The following is a 17,441-nucleotide window of genomic DNA, read 5'->3' as shown; positions in this document are numbered from 1 at the left end:
GACGTTCGCGAGGTCAGTCGACGGCGACGGCGTCGATCAGCGCCGCGGCCTGCGGCTGCAGCACCGGCGGCCGGAGCCCTACCGATGCCGCCGCGCGGCCCGTCATCGTGACCGGCGCGGCCTCCCAGGCCAAGGGTGACTGCCCGAGGTAGCCACCGGCCCCGTCCGGGATGGCGATCGACACCCGGTACCGGCGGTCGGGGTCGAGCCCCGGCAGGGTGATCGGCGCCGGCGGATGCAGTGCGCTCGTCCGCACCTGTGTGTGGACGTAGACGGCGCGCGAGCGGTCGCGGGCCACGGTGCCGCGCAGGTCGAGGGCGGGGTCGGCGAGGTCGGCGTGCACGCGTCGGCCGGTGGCGATCAGGTCGCGGTGCTCGCGGTAGAGCTCCACCCACGCGGCGATCTGCGCGAGGGTCGTCTCGTCCTCGGCGGTGAGGTTCCACTCGATTCCGAGGTGACCGAACAGCGCGGTCAGCGCGCTGAACGGCAGCGAGACGCTCCGTCCCGTCGAGTGCACGACCGGGCTCGTCAGGTGGGCGCCCATCATCTCGGGCGGGACGATCAGGCCGGTGTAACGCTGGGTGTCGAGGCGCTCGACGGGATCGAGGCAGTCGCTGGTCCAGATGCGATGGGTGCGCCGCAGGATGCCGAGGTCCACCCGCGCCCCGCCCGACGCGCACGACTCGATCTCGAGCCCGGGGTGCCGCTCGAGCAGCTCGTCCAGCAGACGGTACAGCGCGAGGACGTTCTCGTGCGTCCGGGGGGTGCCGTGCGCACCCGATCCCGCCTCGGCGAGATCCCGGTTGTGATCCCATTTCAGATAGGCGATCGGGTACTCGTCCAGGAGGGCGTGCAACCGGTGCGCGATGTAGGCGTAGGCCTCGGGGTGGGACAGATCGAGCACCTGCTGCTGACGTCCCGGCGGGGGCAGCTCATCTCGCGCGCGCAGGATCCAGTCGGGATGCCGCCGCGCGAGCTCGCTGTCGGGGCTGATCATCTCCGGCTCGACCCAGAGCCCGAATTCCATCCCCAGCCCGCGCACGTGCTCGATCAGCGGGCCCAGCCCGTCGGGCCAGACCTCGGCATCCACCCACCAGTCCCCGAGTGCGGCCGTGTCGTCCCGGCGTCCGTGGAACCATCCGTCGTCCAGGACGAAGCGTTCCACGCCGACACGCGCACCGCGGTCGGCGAGGGCGCGGAGGGTGTCGAGGTCCTGGCGGAAGTACACCGCCTCCCACGTGTTGAGGGTGACCGGTCTTGGCCGTCTCGGATGCGCCTCGCGTGCCCGCAGCTCGTCGTGGAAGCGGGCCGCGAGCTCATCGAGGCCATCGCCCCACGAGCCGATCGCCTCGGGAGTCTCGTAGCTCTCGCCCGTGGCGAGGAGAACCTCGCCGGGCTGCAGGAGCTCGCCGGCGCGCAGCACCGCGTCTCCGGTGGGCGTGCGCTCCGCGAGAAGGCGGTGATCGCCCGACCACGCCACGTGCACCCCGTGCACGAGTCCGCGCTCGAAGCCGAAGCCGGGGACCCCCGCCGCGAGCAGCAGGGTCGCGTCCGCACCCGGGCGGCCGCGACGGCTCTCGCGGACGAATCCGCCGATCGTGAACGGCTGACGCTGCGGCGCGCGCTCGCGCAGGTGGTGACCGGTCGTGCTCAACAGCTCGGCGGCGCCGGGGGGCAGGGGGAATCCGGCGGTGAGCGCATCCACGCGGTAGGGCGCGGCGCCGAGGTTGGTCACCCGCAGGCGCTGGTGCAGAAGGCCGCTCACGCCGACGGCGAGAGCGATCCGCACCTCGAGTGCGGCGGCACCGTCGCGGAGCGTGAAGGTCGCGGCGTCCGGGGTCACGTCGGCGTCGACGAGGGTGAGACGCGTCGAGAAATCCGCGCCCGCGCGATCGCCGCTCAGCCCGGGGGCCGTCAGCCATCCTCCGGACTGCTGGGGCAGCAGGGTCAGTCTCGCCGTCGTGTCCAGGCCGCCCGAGACACGCTGCGGGACGGCGGCCCGGGCGAGGTCGGCGAGATCGGATGCCGCGAGCTCGCCGAGATCGGGCCCCCAGTGCACGATGATCGGCTGGTCGGCCGACACGAGATCCAGCACGACGCTCGTGCCGCCGGCGCGAAGGTGGGCATGAGGGGGGACGGCGGTGGAGGCAGAGGTCACGAGCGGTCGTCCTTCGTCGGGCAGCGGGGGTGCGGTGCGGTGGAGGCGCGCGTCACGAGCGCCGTCGACACATGGTGCACGCCGCCCGCGACCGGGCGGCCCTCGATCTGGTCGACGACGAGAGAGACGGCCAGCGAGCCGGCGGTTCCGAAGTCCTGGCGCACCGTGGTCAGCGGCGGCCAGAAGTAGGCCGCTTCGGCCATGTCGTCGAAGCCGACGACGCTGACCTCGGCGGGCACGGCGCGACCGCGCTCGTGGAAGGCGCGCATTGCGCCGAGCGCCATCTGGTCGTTCGCGGCGAACAGGGCCGTCAGCTCGGGCTGCGCCGCCAGGAGGCGACCGATGCGGTAGCCCGACTCGGCGGTCCAGTCGCCCACGTGGACGTGCGGCACCGCCCTGCCCGCCGCCTCCAGCGTCGACTGCCACGCCCGTCGACGCAGCTCGGCGGCACGCGAAGCGGGGGGTCCGGCGATGTGCCAGACCGTCTCGTGGCCCAGCGAGAGCAGGTGCTCGACGGCGAGGCGGCTGCCCTGGTCCTGGTCGGCGGTCACGGAGGGGTGCTCGTCGCCGGCGCCGGACTGGATGAGCACGCTCGGCATGCCCGCGGGAAAGCCGACCGATGCCGAGGACATCAGATGCGACTCGATCACGACGATGATGCCGTCGACGGCGTCCTGGTCCAGGCGTGACACCGCCGAGGCCACGGCGTCGCCGGCGGCGAGGGCCGGCTGGGCCTGGATGAGCTCGATGGCGTAGCCGCGGGCGGCTGCGGCGGTGAGGATGCCGCCGATCGTGCCGATGTTGCCGAGCGAGTCGAGGCTGAAGACCACGACCCCGATGGAGCCGAAGGCGCCGCGGCGCAGGGCGCGTGCCGCGACGTTGGGGCGATAGCCCAGCTCGTTCATCGCGGCGAGCACACGGTGGCGGGTCGCATCCGCGACTCGTTCGGAATTGTTAGCGACTCGTGACACGGTCTGTCCGGAGACCCCCGCGCGCCGCGCGACATCTTGCAGCGAGGCGCTGCGCGCGCGTTCCGCTGAGCCGTTCATCCGCGTTCTCCCTTGAGCGTCGATCCGGAACTCTTGACACATGTTGACGTCAACATGCTACTCTCGACCTCGCCATGTTGACGTAAACATGGCCCCGTCCCACAGAAGGCTCTGACGAAGATGTCCGCACTCACCGCACCCGCACCGGCTCGACGCCGCGTGCGTCGGACCGACCGCCAATGGGCGGGGTTCTGGTTCGTCCTGCCCTTCCTGATCGTGTTCGCCGTGACGTTCCTCGCGCCGCTGGCCTACTCGATCTATCTCAGCGTCTTTCGCACGAAGCTGATCGGCGGCACGTCCTTCGTCGGTGCCGACAACTACCTGCAGGCGTTCTCCGACCCCCAGTTCTGGGCGGGGTTCGCAAACGTCTTCCTCGTGCTCGTCATCCAGGTGCCGATCATGCTGCTGCTGGCGCTCATCGCCGCCCTCGCCCTGGACTCGCGCCGCCTGGCCGGCAGCTCCTTCTTCCGCATCGGCATCTTCCTGCCCTACGCGGTGCCCGGCGTCGTCGCGGTGCTCATGTGGGGCTTCATGTACTCCGACCGTCTGGGGCTGGCGGGCAACATCAACCAGCTCGTCGGCTTCGACCTCGTGACCCCGTTCACCCAGCAGTGGATCCTGCTGGCGATCGGCAACATCATCACGTGGGAGTTCATCGGCTACAACATGCTGATCTTCTACTCGGCACTGCGCACCATCCCCGAGGACCTCTACGAGGCGGCGGCGCTGGACGGCGCCGGTCAGTTCCGCATCATCCGCGCGATCAAGCTGCCTGCCCTGCGCGGTGCGCTGGTGATCGCGACGATCTTCTCGATCATCGGCAGCTTCCAGCTGTTCAACGAACCCAACATCCTCAAGACGCTGGTCCCGAACCTGCTCACGACGTACTTCACCCCGAACATGTACGCCTACAACCTGAGCTTCATCGGCCAGCAGGTCAACTACGCCGCCACCATCGCGATCATCATGGGCGTCATCACCGCCGTCATCGCCTACGTCGTCCAGCTGCGCGGCACCCGTAAGGAGAACCGCTGATGGCCGGCCTGCCCCTCGACCACACCGGCACCATGACCGGTCGTCCCCGTCGCCGTCGGCGCTCCGAGATCGGCGAGAAGGGGCCGCGCAAGTCGCCCCTGCTGACGATCATCATGTCGCTGTTCCTGATCTACTCCTTCCTGCCGCTGCTGTGGCTCGTGATCAGCTCGACCAAGACGCAGCAGTCGCTCATCGGATCGTTCGGCCTGTGGTTCTCGGGGCCCTTCGCCCTGTTCGACAACATCGGCCAGGTCCTCACCTACAACGACGGCATCTTCCTGCGGTGGTTCCTGAATACGCTGATCTACGTCGTGATCGGAGCCGGGGGTGCGACGCTGCTGGCGACGCTGGCCGGCTACGGCCTCGCGAAGTACAACTTCCCCGGCAAGCGCGCCGTCTTCGCCGTGATCCTCGGTGCCATCGCGGTGCCGGGAACGGCCCTCGCCGTGCCCACGTTCCTCATGTTCAGCCAGCTCGGCCTCACGAACACGATGTGGGCGATCATCATCCCGTCCCTGATCTCGCCCTTCGGTCTGTACCTGATCTGGGTCTACGCGGTCGACTCCGTGCCCACCGAACTGCTCGAAGCAGCCCGCGTGGACGGATCGGGTGAGTTCCGGACGTTCTTCACGATCTCACTGCGTCTGTTGGCGCCCGGCGTCGTCACCGTGGCCCTCTTCGCGATCGTGGCGACCTGGAACAACTACTTCCTGCCCCTCATCATGCTCAACGACCCCAACCTGTTCCCGCTGACCATCGGTCTGCAGCAGTGGAACCTCCAAGCCGTCGGCGTCAGCTCGCAGCCGATCTTCAACCTGGTCATCACCGGGTCGCTCCTCACGATCGTTCCGATCGTCATCGCCTTCCTCCTCCTCCAGCGCTACTGGCAGTCCGGCCTGAGCGCGGGAAGCGTCAAGCAGTGACAGGGGTGTCACTGCGCGGCGTCCCATACCCACCCACCCACCCATATCCGACAAAGAAGCGGAAGGACACAGCATGACAAGCACCAAGAAGATCGCGCGTGTGGTCGCGATCGGAGCCACCGCGCTCCTGATCGGCGGCGGCCTCGCGGCGTGCGCCGGCGGCAACGGCGGCTCGAGCTCGGGCGGCAGCGCGTCGTCGATCGACGAGGCCCTGAAGGCCGGCGGCGAGATCACCTACTGGACGTGGACCCCTTCCGCCAAGGATCAGGTCGCCGCGTTCGAGAAGGCCTACCCGAACGTCAAGGTCAACCTCGTCAACACCGGTGGCGCGAACGACAACAACACCAAGCTGCAGAACGCGATCTCGGCCGGCTCGGGCATCCCCGACGTCGTCCAGATCGAGTACCAGTCGCTCCCGCAGTTCCAGCTGGCCGGTTCGCTCCTGGACCTCAGCGCGTACGGCTTCGGCGACCTCAAGGACGACTACACGGCATCCACGTGGGGTGCGGTGTCGCAGAACGGTGGCATCTGGGGCCTTCCGCAGGACTCGGGCCCCATGGCCCTGTTCTACAACAAGGAGGTCTTCGACAAGTTCGGTCTGACCGTGCCGAAGACGTGGGACGAGTTCGTCGCGGCGGGTGAGAAGCTGCACGCGGCAGACCCGACGAAGTTCATCACGAACGACCAGGGCACCGACGCCGGCTTCGGCACCTCGATGATCTGGCAGGCCGGCGGCCGCCCGTTCAAGACCGATGGCGAGAATGTCACGATCGACCTGAACGACGCGGGCGCGAAGAAGTGGACCGCTGTCTGGGACAAGCTGCTCGCCAGCGGCTCGCTCGGCAACATCCCCGGCTGGAGCGACCAGTGGTTCCAGGCTCTCGGTGACGGCACGATCGCCTCGCTGCCGATCGGCGCCTGGATGCCGGGTGTTCTCGAGGCCAACGTCCCCGGCGGCAAGGGCAAGTGGGCTGTCGCGCCCATGCCGACCTACGACGGCACCCCGGCCACGGCCGAGAACGGCGGATCGTCCGAGGTCGTCATGAAGGGCTCGAAGAACCAGGCTCTCGCGGCCGGCTTCCTCAAGTGGCTGAACAACTCGCAGGATTCGATCGACGTCTTCCTGAAGTCGGGCGGCTTCCCCGCGACGACGAAGGACCTCGAGTCGTCTGACTTCCTGAACAAGACCTCGGACTACTTCGGTGGCCAGGCCATTAACCAGGTTCTCGTCGACGCGACCAAGTCGGTGGGCACCGGATGGCAGTACCTGCCGTGGCAGTCGTACGCCAACAGCATCTACGCCGACACCGTCGGCAAGGCCTACCTGAACAAGACGTCCATCGCGGACGGACTGAAGGCCTGGCAGGACAAGAACGTGTCGTACGGCACGGACCAGGGCTTCAGCGTCAACAAGTAAGCCCTTCGCAGGATCTGCGGCGGTGGGGTGGTCCCGATCACCCCACCGCCGCGGCTGTGAGAAGACAGTGATTGAGAGGCCCGCATGGCTACCGGATCCTTCCGCATCGGCGAGAGCGACTTTCTGCTCGACGACCAGCCGTACCGGGTGCTGAGCGGCGCCCTCCACTATTTCCGTGTGCACCCCGACCAGTGGGCCGATCGCATCCGCGCCGCCCGCCTCATGGGGCTGAACACGATCGAGACCTACGTTCCCTGGAACGAGCACGAGCCCGAACCCGGAGTCTTCCGCGCCGACGGTGCGCTCGATCTCGCCCGCTTCCTCGATCTGGTCGCGGCCGAAGGAATGCACGCGATCGTTCGCCCCGGGCCCTACATCTGCGCGGAGTGGGACGGCGGGGGTCTTCCCGCCTGGCTGTTCTTCGACGGCGACATGGGCGTCCGTTCGGCCGACCCTCGTTTCCTCGCCCCCGTGACGGCTTTCCTTCGCAGAGTGCTCGAGATCGTGGTGCCGCGCCAGATCGATCGCGGCGGCCCGGTCATCCTGATGCAGGTCGAGAACGAGTACGGCGCCTACGGCGATTTCACGACGCAGGAGCGCGAGAGCTACCTGCGCGCCCTCCGCGACACGTATCTCGATGCGGGCGTGACGGTCCCGCTCACGAGCGTCGACCAGCCGACCGACGAGATGCTCTCGCGCGGCAGTCTGCCCGAGCTGCACCGCACCGGCTCCTTCGGCGGCAACGTCGCCGATCGCCTGCGCGTCCTGCGCACGCACCAGCCCACCGGCCCGCTCATGTGCTCGGAGTTCTGGTGCGGATGGTTCGACTACTGGGGATCGTTCCATCGCACGTCCTCGACGGAGGCATCCGTCGCGTCACTGGAGGCTCTGCTGCAGTCGGGCGCCTCGGTCAACATCTACATGTTCCACGGCGGCACGAACTTCGGCCTGACGAACGGTGCCAACGACAAGGGCGTCTTCGAGCCGACCATCACGAGCTACGACTACGACGCCCCGCTCGACGAGGCCGGCCGTCCCACGGAGAAGTTCTGGGCGTTCCGAGAGGTCATCGCCCGCTACGCGCCCGTTCCCGAGGCGACCGCGGCCGATCTGCTGCCGCCCCTCGCGGCGGCCCCGGCGCCGGTCCCGCTCGAAGGCGTCGTCACGCTCGCCGACCTTCTGCGCGCCGAGCCCGCACAGCACCACGATCACGCGCCGACGATGGACGAGCTCGGCGTCTCGCGCGGCTTCCTGCGCTACGAGACCCGTCTGGCGCAGGGTGAGGCGCCGGTGGTGCTCGCGATCGGCGAGGTGCGCGACCGTGCCTGGGTGAGCCTGGACGGCGTGCCCGTCGGCGTCCTCTCGCGCGACCGCCGTGAACGCACGCTCGTGCTGCCGCGCGGCACCGGCGTTCTCGGCATCCTCGTCGAAGACCAGGGACGCGTGAACTACGGACCGCGCATCGGCGAGGACAAAGGCCTGATCGGTCCGGTCACCGTGGGCGGGCTGGTTCCCGCCGCGTGGGACGTCGTGGTCGTGCCCTGGGAGCAGCTGCCGGCGCGCGCCGCCGAAGCATCCGGTGCGGATGCCGGGCCCGTCGCCGGTGCCGCGGTGCTTCGCGCTGTCGTCGACCTCGACGCGCCGCGTGACCTCGTCGTCGATCTCACGGCGCTCGGAACAGGGCTGGTGTGGATTGGAGAGTTCTGCCTGGGTCGCTTCTGGCAGACGGGTCCGCAGCACTCGCTGTTCGTCCCCGCCCCGCTGACGCGGGCGGGTCGTAACGTGTTCACGGTGCTCGACCTGGAGCCGACCGGCGCCGCCGAACTCGCGTTCAGCGATCGGCTGCTGCTCGGGCCGGTCGAATGGTGAGGCCCGTCGAATGGTGAGGAGAGAACCCATGACCGCACGTGTGCGTGCTGCCGAGATCGTCGGCGACGTCGACGCCCGAGTTTTCGGCGGGTTCGTCGAGCATCTCGGACGGCACATCTACGACGGCATCCACGAGCCCGGACACCCCACTGCCGATGCCGAGGGCTTCCGCACCGACGTGATCGCGCTCGTGCAGGAGCTCGGCGTCACGACCATCCGCTACCCGGGCGGCAACTTCGTCTCCGGCTATCGCTGGGAAGACGGCATCGGCCCGCGCGAGGATCGGCCGCGGCGCCTGGACCTCGCGTGGCGATCGACCGAGACCAACCAGGTGGGCCTGCACGAGTTCTCCTCGTGGCTGGAGAAGGTCGGCAGCGACCTCATGCTCGCCGTGAACCTCGGTACGCGCGATGTCGCCGAGGCCCTCGACCTGCTCGAGTACGCGAACGTCGCCGCCGACACCGCCTGGACTCGCGTGCGCGCCGCGAACGGACGCGAGACCCCCTTCGACGTGCGGATGTGGTGCCTGGGCAACGAGATGGACGGTCCGTGGCAGCTCGGTCACCGCAACGCCGAGGACTACGGCACGCTCGCCTCACGTGCGGCCAAGGCGATGCGCATGCTCGATCCCACCATCGAGCTCGTCGCCTGCGGCTCGTCGGCCCGTGACATGCCCACGTTCGGGGCGTGGGAGCGCGACGTCCTGCGGCACACGTTCGACGACGTCGACTTCATCTCCTGCCACGCGTACTACCAGGAGCGCAACGGCCAGGCGCAGGAGTTCCTCGTCTCGGCCGTCGACACCGACCTGTTCGTCCGCGAGGTGGTGGCCGCCGCCGACGAGATCGCGCACGAGCGCGGATCGGACAAGCGCATCATGCTCTCGTTCGACGAGTGGAACGTCTGGTACCAGTTCGCCGACGACGGCACGAAGGCGGGAGACCTCGTTCCCGACGGTTGGCCGGTGGCGCCGAGGCTGCTGGAGGACCAGTACAACGTGATGGATGCCGTCGTCGTGGGCGATCTGCTCATCACGCTGCTCCAGCACGCCGATCGCGTGCGCTCCGCCTCGCTCGCACAGCTCGTGAACGTCATCGCACCGATCATGACCGAGCCCGGCGGTCCCGCGTGGCGCCAGACGACCTTCTACCCCTTCTCGCTCACGTCCCGCCTCGGCCGCGGCACCGCGCGGCGGGTCGAGATCGACGGCGCGCCGCGCGTGCAGAGCGCGCGCTTCGGCGACGTCTCCGCCGTCAACGCGGTCGCCACGACCGACGACGCCGGCACGAGCGTGTTCCTCGTGAACCGCTCGGTGTCGGATGCCGCGGAGCTCGTGATCGATCTGCGCGAGCTCGACGCGGCATCCCTCGCCGTCGTCGAGTCGTGGATGATCACCGATGCCGATTACCGGGTCGCCAACACGCTCGCCGACCCGGACCGGGTGCGGCCGCAGTCGCTGGAGGTCATCCGCCAGGGCGACGAGCTGCGCGTGTCACTGCCGGCCGTCTCGTGGGCGGTCGTGCGACTCGGCTAGCCTCCGCTCCGCGCGTTCTCCCGCGCGAGAAACCACATCCGCCACGAGAAACCAACGCGGCGGGTGTTTCTTGCGCTGAATGTGGTTTCTCGCGGCGCGGCGCGCGCCCGCGCTGCGCTTCAGTCGGCGATGAGCTCCGCAGAGCTGAGCTCGTTCCACAGCACCGGATGCCACGCGCCGGCGAGTCTAAAGCGGAGCGTCGGCGTCGTCGCCGTGTCGGTGTCCGTCATCGACCTGTTCCGAGAGCGTCGTTGATCCCGCCGCTGCTGACGTCGATCCCATCACCGATCTTGCTGTAGAGAATGCCCAGCTGGTCGGCTGCGGCGGTGAGGTCGAGCGAGGCGCTCGACTGACTCTTCGTGAAGAGATCGATGTGACCGGGCTCGCGGCTGCCCGCATGGCGCGCGGCCAGCAGGAGTGCAGAGAGCTCATCGGAGGTGACGGGGTCTTCACCGGACGTGACGACTTCCACGATCCCGCCCGAGGAGAAACCACTCTGCCCCTGCGCGACCGTTGCGCTCGCGACGCGAGAATCGGCCGCGACCGTCCATCCGCGTCTCATTCCTGCCATGAGTAGTACTCCGTTTCGGTGTAGCTGTTCGCCTCGTGCGTACTGCCCGGCGTCGTGGATCTTCGTCACGTCGGTCGGGTTGCCAGGCGCGGCCGACGTGATCGTCTGCCAGTTCGGGCGAGTGGGAGGAAGCGTGAAGAAGTCGAGCTTCGGGACGGGGTCGCCCTCGTGCTGCACGGAGATCACGCGCGCGCGGTCCGGGATCGGCATGTTGTCGATCGGTGCGCCGCAGACGACGACGGCACCGAAGTTGTCGTCGTCCGAGCGGTAGGCGGCGAGGTGGCCCGCGAGGATGCCGCCCTGACTGAACCCGACGAGCATGACGGACTCCCCTCGGCCCGCCCTTGATCCCGGCCTGGTCCGCCTCCTGGTGTCGATGCGAGCCTAGGCGCTGGTGGCGGCCATGCGACATGGGCAGGACTCCCCATGCGAGTCGCACGCCGCCGTGCGTCAGCGCGCGGCGCGGCGCGCCTCCCAGCCCGTGCGCACCATCTCGTCGACCGTGTAGCGGTTGGCCCAGTCGAGGTCGCGCGCGGCGAGCTCGCCCGTGGCGACGATGCGGTCGGGGTCGCCGGGGCGGCGGGGCCCGATCTTCGGGGTGAAGTCGATGCCGGTCACGCGGGCCATGGCATCCATGATCTCGCGCACGCTCAGTCCGTTCTGCGAGCCGAGGTTGTAGGCGGCCTCTACGGGCTCACCCGCCTCCAGACGCTGCGCCGCCACGACATGCGCCGCGGCGATGTCGCCGACGTGCACATAGTCGCGGACGTTGGTGCCGTCGGGCGTGTCGTAGTCGTCGCCGTTGATCTGCGGCGTCTCGCCCGCGAGCAGCTTCTCGAACACGATCGGGAAGAGGTTGTGGGGGCTGGTGTCGTACACCGAGGGGTCGGCCGAGCCGACGACGTTGAAGTAGCGCAGCGCGGTGTGCCGCAGCGGGTTCTCGTCGGATGCCGTGGCGACCGCCTGGTCGCGCAGCAGCCATTCTCCGATGAGCTTCGACTCGCCGTACGGCGACGCGGGGCGCTTGGGAAGGTCCTCGGTCACCAGCGGCACGTCAGGGGTGCCGTAGACCGCGGCCGAGGAAGAGAAGACGATGTTGTGCACACCGGCATCCGCCATGGCCGCCAGCGCCACGCGGGTGCCCTCGACGTTCTGCTCGTAGGTGTGCAGCGGGCGCTGTACGGAGACGCCCGCGTACTTGAATCCGGCGACGTGGATCACGCCCGTGACGCCGTGTTCGCGCATCGTGTCGGCCAGCAGTGCGCGATGCAGGATCGTGCCCTCCACGAACGGTACGCCGTCCGGCACGAACGACGCGTGGCCGCTCGAGAGGTCGTCCACGACGACCGGGGCGATGCCCGACGCCTGTAGAGCGCGCACCACGTGCGCACCGATGTATCCCGCTCCGCCGGTCACAAGCCACGTCATGTGTCCATCCTGCCCGATGCGAGCGGGTACCCGATGCCGCGGGCAGGTGAACGCGTAGCATCGCGCCCATGACCCGCGTCGTCCTCGCCCCCGACAGCTTCAAGGGCTCGATCCCCGCCGCCGCGGCCGCCGCTGCGCTGCGCGACGGATGGCTCGCGGCGCGGCCCGCCGACGACGTGCTGTTGCGGCCGATGGCCGACGGGGGAGAGGGCACGCTGGACGCGTTCGCCGCCGCCGTCCCGGGTGCGACGCGGATGCCGCTCACGGTCACCGGGCCCGCGGGAACGCCCGCCGAGACCGCATGGCTGCTGCTGCCGGACAGCACCGCGGTCGTCGAGCTCGCGGCGGCCAGCGGGATCGAACTGCTCGGCGGTCGGTTGCGTCCTTGGGATGCGTCGACGCGCGGGTTCGGCGAGGCGATCGCCGCCGCGCTCGACCATGGCGTGGAGCGCCTCGTCCTCGGCATCGGATCGAGCGCGTCCACCGATCTCGGCGTCGGCATGCTCTCGGCGCTCGGCGCCGGGTTCGTCGACGGCGACGGCGCCGCGGTGTCCGACGGCGCCGGAGGGCTGGCGGCGATCGCCCACGTCGACACCGCCGCGCTGCGACCGCCTCCTGCCGGCGGCATCGTCGTGCTCTCCGACGTGACCAATCCCCTGCTCGGCCCCTCGGGTGCGGCCGCGGTCTTCGGTCCGCAGAAGGGCATCGACGACATCGCGCACGCGGAGGCGGGCCTCGCGCATGCCGCGTCGCTGTTCCCGCTCGATCCGATGGTGTCGGGCGCGGGCGCGGCGGGAGGCACCGGCTTCGCCCTGCTGACGTGGGGAGCACGACTCGTCTCCGGCGCCGAGGAGATCGCCCGCCTCGTCGGACTCGCGGATGCCGTCGCGACGGCCGATGTCGTCGTCACGGGTGAGGGGGCCTACGACGATCAGTCCGCGGCGGGAAAGGCGCCCTCCGTGGTCGCCGCGGCGGCCGGCGCGGCCGGGGTGCCGACGGTCCTCGTCGCCGGACGGGTCGCCCCCACAGCGGATGCGACCGCGTTCTCCGCGGCGATCGCGCTCACCGACCTCGCCGGGTCGACGGAGGCTGCGCTCGCCGATCCCGCGCGGTGGCTGCGCGCCGCCGGGGCGCAGCTCGCAGCAGGTGTCGCACGCGTGGCCTGACGAGGGGGCGCCGCCGCGACGCGAACATCGCGTGTTGACGTCAACATTGCGACTCCTCTAGGCTTGTACGCGAGCCATGTTAACGTCAACATGACGAGCTCCCGGTTCGCGACGACGCGACACAGAGAGGAATCCCCCACGATGAAGTCCCCCGGCCTGATCGCGCTCGCCGCCGTCACCGCCCTCGGCATCACCGGACTCGTGGCGCCGCTCGCGGCTGCCGAGCCTGCGGCGGCGGCATCCGCGCCCCCCACGGTGACGATCACCCCCAACCCCGCCTACGCCTCCGAGCCCTTCGAAGGGTGGGGGACGAGCCTAGTCTGGTTCGCGAACGCCACCGGTGGCTACCCGGAGGCGGTTCGACAGGACCTCCTCGACAAGGTGTTCGGCGAAGACGGGCTGAACCTCAACATCGCCCGCTACAACATCGGCGGCGGCAACGCGACCGACGTCCCGTCGTATCTGCGTCCGGGCGGTGCCGTGCAGGGGTGGTGGAACCCGGATCTCGGCAAGAGCGACGGCTCCGGGCCGATCACCTCCACCTACGCCGACCGCGCACGCTACGCCGCCGCCTGGAACCCCGACGACCCGTCCGCGTTCAACTGGAACGCCGATGCGACCCAGCGCTGGTGGATCGAAGCGCTCAAGGACAAGATCACCAAGTGGGAGGCGTTCAGCAACTCCCCGCCCTACTTCCTGACGCAGAGCGGGTACGTCTCGGGTGGCATCAACAACGCCAGCGCCGAGCAGCTGGCGCCCGCCGACATGGACAAGTTCGCCGGGTACCTCGTGAAGGTCGTCGAGCACCTCGAGCAGACCTACGGCATCACCTTCGACTCCCTCGACCCGTTCAACGAGCCGAACACGAACTACTGGGGCACGACCATCCCGCAGGGCGCGACCTGGCCGACCTCGGCCAGTCGCCAGGAGGGGGCGCACATCGGCCCGCAGCGCCAGGATCAGATGATCCAGGCGCTCGCGGCGCGTCTCGCGGCCCCGTCGACCACGACCAAGGTTCCGATCTCGGCCATGGACGAGACGAACCCGTCCACCTTCGTCACGGACTGGAACGGGTGGTCGCAGTCATCGAAGGACGCCGTCGCCCAACTCAACGTGCACACGTACGGAACCTCCAACCGCACGATGGTGCGCGACATCGCCAAGACCGCTGACAAGCCGCTGTGGATGAGCGAGGTCGAAGGCGACTGGGACACCTCGAAGTCCGGCTTCAACCAGACCAACATCGACAACGGTCTGGGCATGGCGGGCCACATGATCGATGACCTCCGCGAGCTCGAACCGCGGGCCTGGGTGTTCTGGCAGCCGGTCGAAGACCTCTACAACATGCAGAAGGTGGAAAAGCTCAACTGGGGCAGCGTCCTCGTCGACTTCGACTGCAACGCCGACGGGAACTCGAAGCGGCGCCTCACGGACGGCGACGCCGACCCCTCGTGCAAGGTCGTCACCAACGCGAAGTACAACACGGTGCGCAACTTCACCCACTTCATCCGCCCGGGCGACCACATCGTCCCCACCAACGACACGCAGACCACCGCCGCCGTCTCGGCATCCGGTACCGGGGTGAACCTCGTCCACGTCAACACGGAGACCACCGCCCGCACCGTGCGTCTGGACCTGTCGAACTTCGCATCGATCGCGCCGGGCGCGACCGTGACCCCGGTCGTCACGACGCAGTCTCCGGCCGACGATGTCGAGAAGAACGCGCTCGTCACCGGTTCCGCCGTGGCCGTCGACCCGATCACGCGCACGGCGACCCTCACGGTGCCGGCCAAGTCCGTCACGACCTTCGTCGTGTCGGGCGTGTCGGGCGTTGCGGCGTCCGCGCCGCAGGTGAAGGACGGCGCGGCCTACCAGCTCTTGGGCGTGCAGAGCGGCAAGGCTCTCACCGTGCAGGGGTCGGCGCTCACCATCCGCAGTGCGGCGACGACGGCGGATGCCGCGACGGCGCAGACCTGGACGGCGACCTCGCTCACCGGCGCCGGCTCCGACCGCCAGCGTGTGCTGCTGCGGGCGGCCGACGGGCGCTACCTGGCCTCATCCGGGACGAACCTGACGGTGATCAGTGCGACACCGGAGCAGGCCGCGACCAACCCGGCGGCGCAGTGGATGCCCACCACGCTCGACGGACGCGGATTCTCGCTGCTGAACGTCGCGTCCACCCGCGTGCTCGACGTCAACGGCGCCGGTACGGCCGACGGCACCAGTGTGGGGCTGTGGACCTCGAACAACGGCGCGAACCAGGCCTGGACGCTCGCCCCGACCGCGGTGCAGAGCGTGCCCGACGTGACGACCACGACCGCCGTGGGCGTCGCGCCGGTGCTTCCCACGACGGTGCCGATCCGTTACGTGGGCGGTGGCACGCGCACGGCCGCCGTGACGTGGAGCCTCGACGGCCACGACTGGGCCCCGGGCACCACCATCGTCGCAGGCAGCGGCACCGATCTGTTCGGTACGCCGTTCACCGTGCGGGCGGTGGTCGACGTCGGCGCCTATACGGCGGCACTGCCCGTCTCGCTCACCACGTACACGGGAGCCTCCGCGGGCACGGTCGCCGCCGCGTCGCCGACGACCGTGCCTCTGGAGGTGCGCGCCGGCGGAGCGACGGCCTCGGCGCCGGTGACCTGGTCGTGGTCGGGCGTGACGGATGCCGCGTTCGCGCAGCCCGGCATCGTCTCGATCAGCGGCAGTGCGAGCGTCGCAGGCGGGGGCACGCTCCCGGCCACGCTCAGCGTCATCGTCACGGAGCCGACGGAGAACAACGTCGCACGCACGAGCACGGCGTCCGCGACCTACACCGAGAGCGGCTACCCCGCCTCGAACACGATCAACGGCATCACGACGGACAAGGGATGGTCGAACTGGCGCAGCGGCACGCTCAACGCCGCCGACACGCTGACCTACGCCCTGTCCGCTGCGGTTCCCGTCCCGCACGTGAAGGTGTACTTCAAGCGCGACGGGGGCACCTCGTGGGCCCAGACGATGCACATCGACTACCGACTCGGCTCGGGTTCCTGGGTCACCGGAGACACGATCACCGTCGGAACCCCGGCGACCGGCGATCCCTCCGTCGACGTCCCCGTCGGCGCGGCATCGGCCGATCAGATCCGTGTCGTGATGAACGCCTACCCCAACACGCACATCATCGTGTCGGAGGTCGAGATCTACGCGCCGGCTCCCTCGGCGTCGTCGGTCGCGGACCTCGCACGGCTGAGCGTCGGCTCCACGTCCGTGCAGGACTTCACCGCCGACCGCACGGCCTATGCGGTGTCGGTGCCCGGATCGACGTGGCCGACGGTGGCCGCGACAGCGGTCGACGAGGATGCGACGGTCGCGATCGTCCAGCCCGCCGACGGCGGGGGCACGGCCACTGTCCGTGTCACGGCTGTCTCCGGCGCCGAGAAGGTGTACACGGTCGCCGTCACCCGCGATGCCGTCGTCTCGGGCGTGACGATCACCGGCACGCCCACGGTCGGTGCGACGTTGACGGCTGTCGCCGGCACCGTCGACCCGTCGACGGCGCAGCTCACCTACGCCTGGCGTCGGGACGGGGTGCCGATCGATGGAGCGGTGTCGACGCAGTACACCGTGACCACCGCCGATGTCGGACACGCGCTGACGGTCGCTCTCACGGCAGCCGCCGACGGGTTCACGGCTGCCACCACGGTCTCCGACACCGTCACGGGTCAGGAGGCGACGACCACGCCGACGCCGGATCCCTCGCCGTCGCCGAGTGGCTCCACCTCCCCGTCCCCGAGCAGCCCCGCTTCGCCGTCGCCGTCGGCATCCGCCGGAACGGGAGCGCCTGGTGAGGGCGACCTCACGGCGGCGCTGCAGGGTGCGATCTCGGGTCCGGCGACCATCGCCGCCGGCTCCACCGTGTCGATCCAGGTCGGCACCGATCGCGCCGGCAGCTCGGTGGGTGCGTGGCTGTTCTCGACGCCGCGAGCCCTCGGCACGGCGACCGTCTCGGCAGCGGGAACCATCGCGGTGACCGTTCCGCTCGACGTCCCCGCAGGCGCACACCGGCTTGCGGTCACCGACGCCTCCGGAGCGGTGATCGGGTGGTACGCGGTCACGGTGACGGCAGCGCCGACGGCGCTCGCGACGACCGGTGCCACGGCTCCGTTCGGCGTGGCTCTGGTCATCGCGATGCTCCTGGTCCTCGCCGGCGCGGCGCTGGTCATGCGTCGCCGCCCCGTGCGGGCCTGAGAGACGGAAGCGGCCCCGTCCCCCTCGTCGGGGGCCGGGGCCGCTTCCGTTCGTGCGGTCA

Annotated in this window: 11 protein-coding genes; 7 read left to right on the top strand and 4 right to left on the bottom strand. The window is 69.7% G+C overall.

Translation table 11 applies throughout. The features are described from left to right. Nucleotides 1–13: 13 nt before the first annotated feature. Both CEP17_RS08025 and CEP17_RS08020 read right to left on the bottom strand, forming a co-directional pair. Nucleotides 14–2,158 carry an alpha-galactosidase gene (locus tag CEP17_RS08025; RefSeq protein WP_112931880.1) on the bottom strand — a complete coding sequence of 715 codons (2,145 nt, stop codon included), beginning with the start codon at nt 2,156–2,158 and terminating at the stop codon, nt 14–16. Beyond that, nucleotides 2,155–3,207: a LacI family DNA-binding transcriptional regulator gene (locus tag CEP17_RS08020; protein ID WP_036316116.1), complete on the bottom strand. Its 1,053-nt coding sequence runs from the start codon at nt 3,205–3,207 to the stop codon at nt 2,155–2,157. Before CEP17_RS08020 ends, CEP17_RS08025 begins: the two co-directional genes overlap by 4 nt. Before the next feature lie 120 nt (nt 3,208–3,327). Between CEP17_RS08020 and CEP17_RS08015 the strand changes: the two genes are divergently transcribed. The 5 genes from CEP17_RS08015 (at nt 3,328) to CEP17_RS07995 (ending at nt 9,985) form a co-directional block, all read left to right on the top strand. Then, nucleotides 3,328–4,242, top strand: coding sequence for a sugar ABC transporter permease (locus tag CEP17_RS08015; RefSeq protein WP_036316119.1), 915 nt, complete (start codon nt 3,328–3,330; stop codon nt 4,240–4,242). A gap of 32 nt (nt 4,243–4,274) precedes the next feature. Next, nucleotides 4,275–5,165, top strand: coding sequence for a carbohydrate ABC transporter permease (locus CEP17_RS08010; RefSeq protein ID WP_239498625.1), 891 nt, complete (start codon nt 4,275–4,277; stop codon nt 5,163–5,165). A gap of 73 nt (nt 5,166–5,238) precedes the next feature. After that, a complete protein-coding gene (locus CEP17_RS08005) occupies nt 5,239–6,582 on the top strand; it encodes a sugar ABC transporter substrate-binding protein (RefSeq protein ID WP_112931878.1) in 1,344 nt (447 codons plus the stop codon). A gap of 84 nt (nt 6,583–6,666) precedes the next feature. Further along, nucleotides 6,667–8,451, top strand: a complete 1,785-nt coding sequence (locus CEP17_RS08000; protein ID WP_112931877.1) for a beta-galactosidase family protein — start codon at nt 6,667–6,669, stop codon at nt 8,449–8,451. A gap of 28 nt (nt 8,452–8,479) precedes the next feature. Next, nucleotides 8,480–9,985: an alpha-N-arabinofuranosidase gene (locus tag CEP17_RS07995; RefSeq protein ID WP_112931876.1), complete on the top strand. Its 1,506-nt coding sequence runs from the start codon at nt 8,480–8,482 to the stop codon at nt 9,983–9,985. 226 nt (nt 9,986–10,211) lie between these two features. Here CEP17_RS07995 and CEP17_RS15260 read toward each other — a convergent pair whose 3' ends face one another. Further along, the gene (locus tag CEP17_RS15260) at nt 10,212–10,877 is read right to left on the bottom strand and encodes a hypothetical protein (RefSeq protein WP_239498471.1); all 666 of its coding nucleotides are present in this window, start codon (nt 10,875–10,877) and stop codon (nt 10,212–10,214) included. 129 nt (nt 10,878–11,006) lie between these two features. Then, nucleotides 11,007–11,984: a UDP-glucose 4-epimerase GalE gene (galE, locus tag CEP17_RS07985; protein ID WP_112931875.1), complete on the bottom strand. Its 978-nt coding sequence runs from the start codon at nt 11,982–11,984 to the stop codon at nt 11,007–11,009. A 68-nt stretch (nt 11,985–12,052) separates the two neighbouring features. On the opposite strand from galE, the gene CEP17_RS07980 reads away from it, so the two are divergent. Both CEP17_RS07980 and CEP17_RS07975 read left to right on the top strand, forming a co-directional pair. Then, nucleotides 12,053–13,150, top strand: coding sequence for a glycerate kinase (locus tag CEP17_RS07980; protein ID WP_112931874.1), 1,098 nt, complete (start codon nt 12,053–12,055; stop codon nt 13,148–13,150). Nucleotides 13,151–13,291: 141 nt separating this feature from the next. Beyond that, nucleotides 13,292–17,380, top strand: coding sequence for an RICIN domain-containing protein (locus CEP17_RS07975; protein WP_112931873.1), 4,089 nt, complete (start codon nt 13,292–13,294; stop codon nt 17,378–17,380). The last annotated feature ends 61 nt before the right edge of the window (nt 17,381–17,441 follow it).

This window comes from Microbacterium sp. PM5, from assembly GCF_003293595.1.
Lineage (GTDB): Bacteria > Actinomycetota > Actinomycetes > Actinomycetales > Microbacteriaceae > Microbacterium.
Note: the sequence above shows the minus strand (reverse complement) of the source record. Positions and strands in the feature narration are given on the sequence as shown.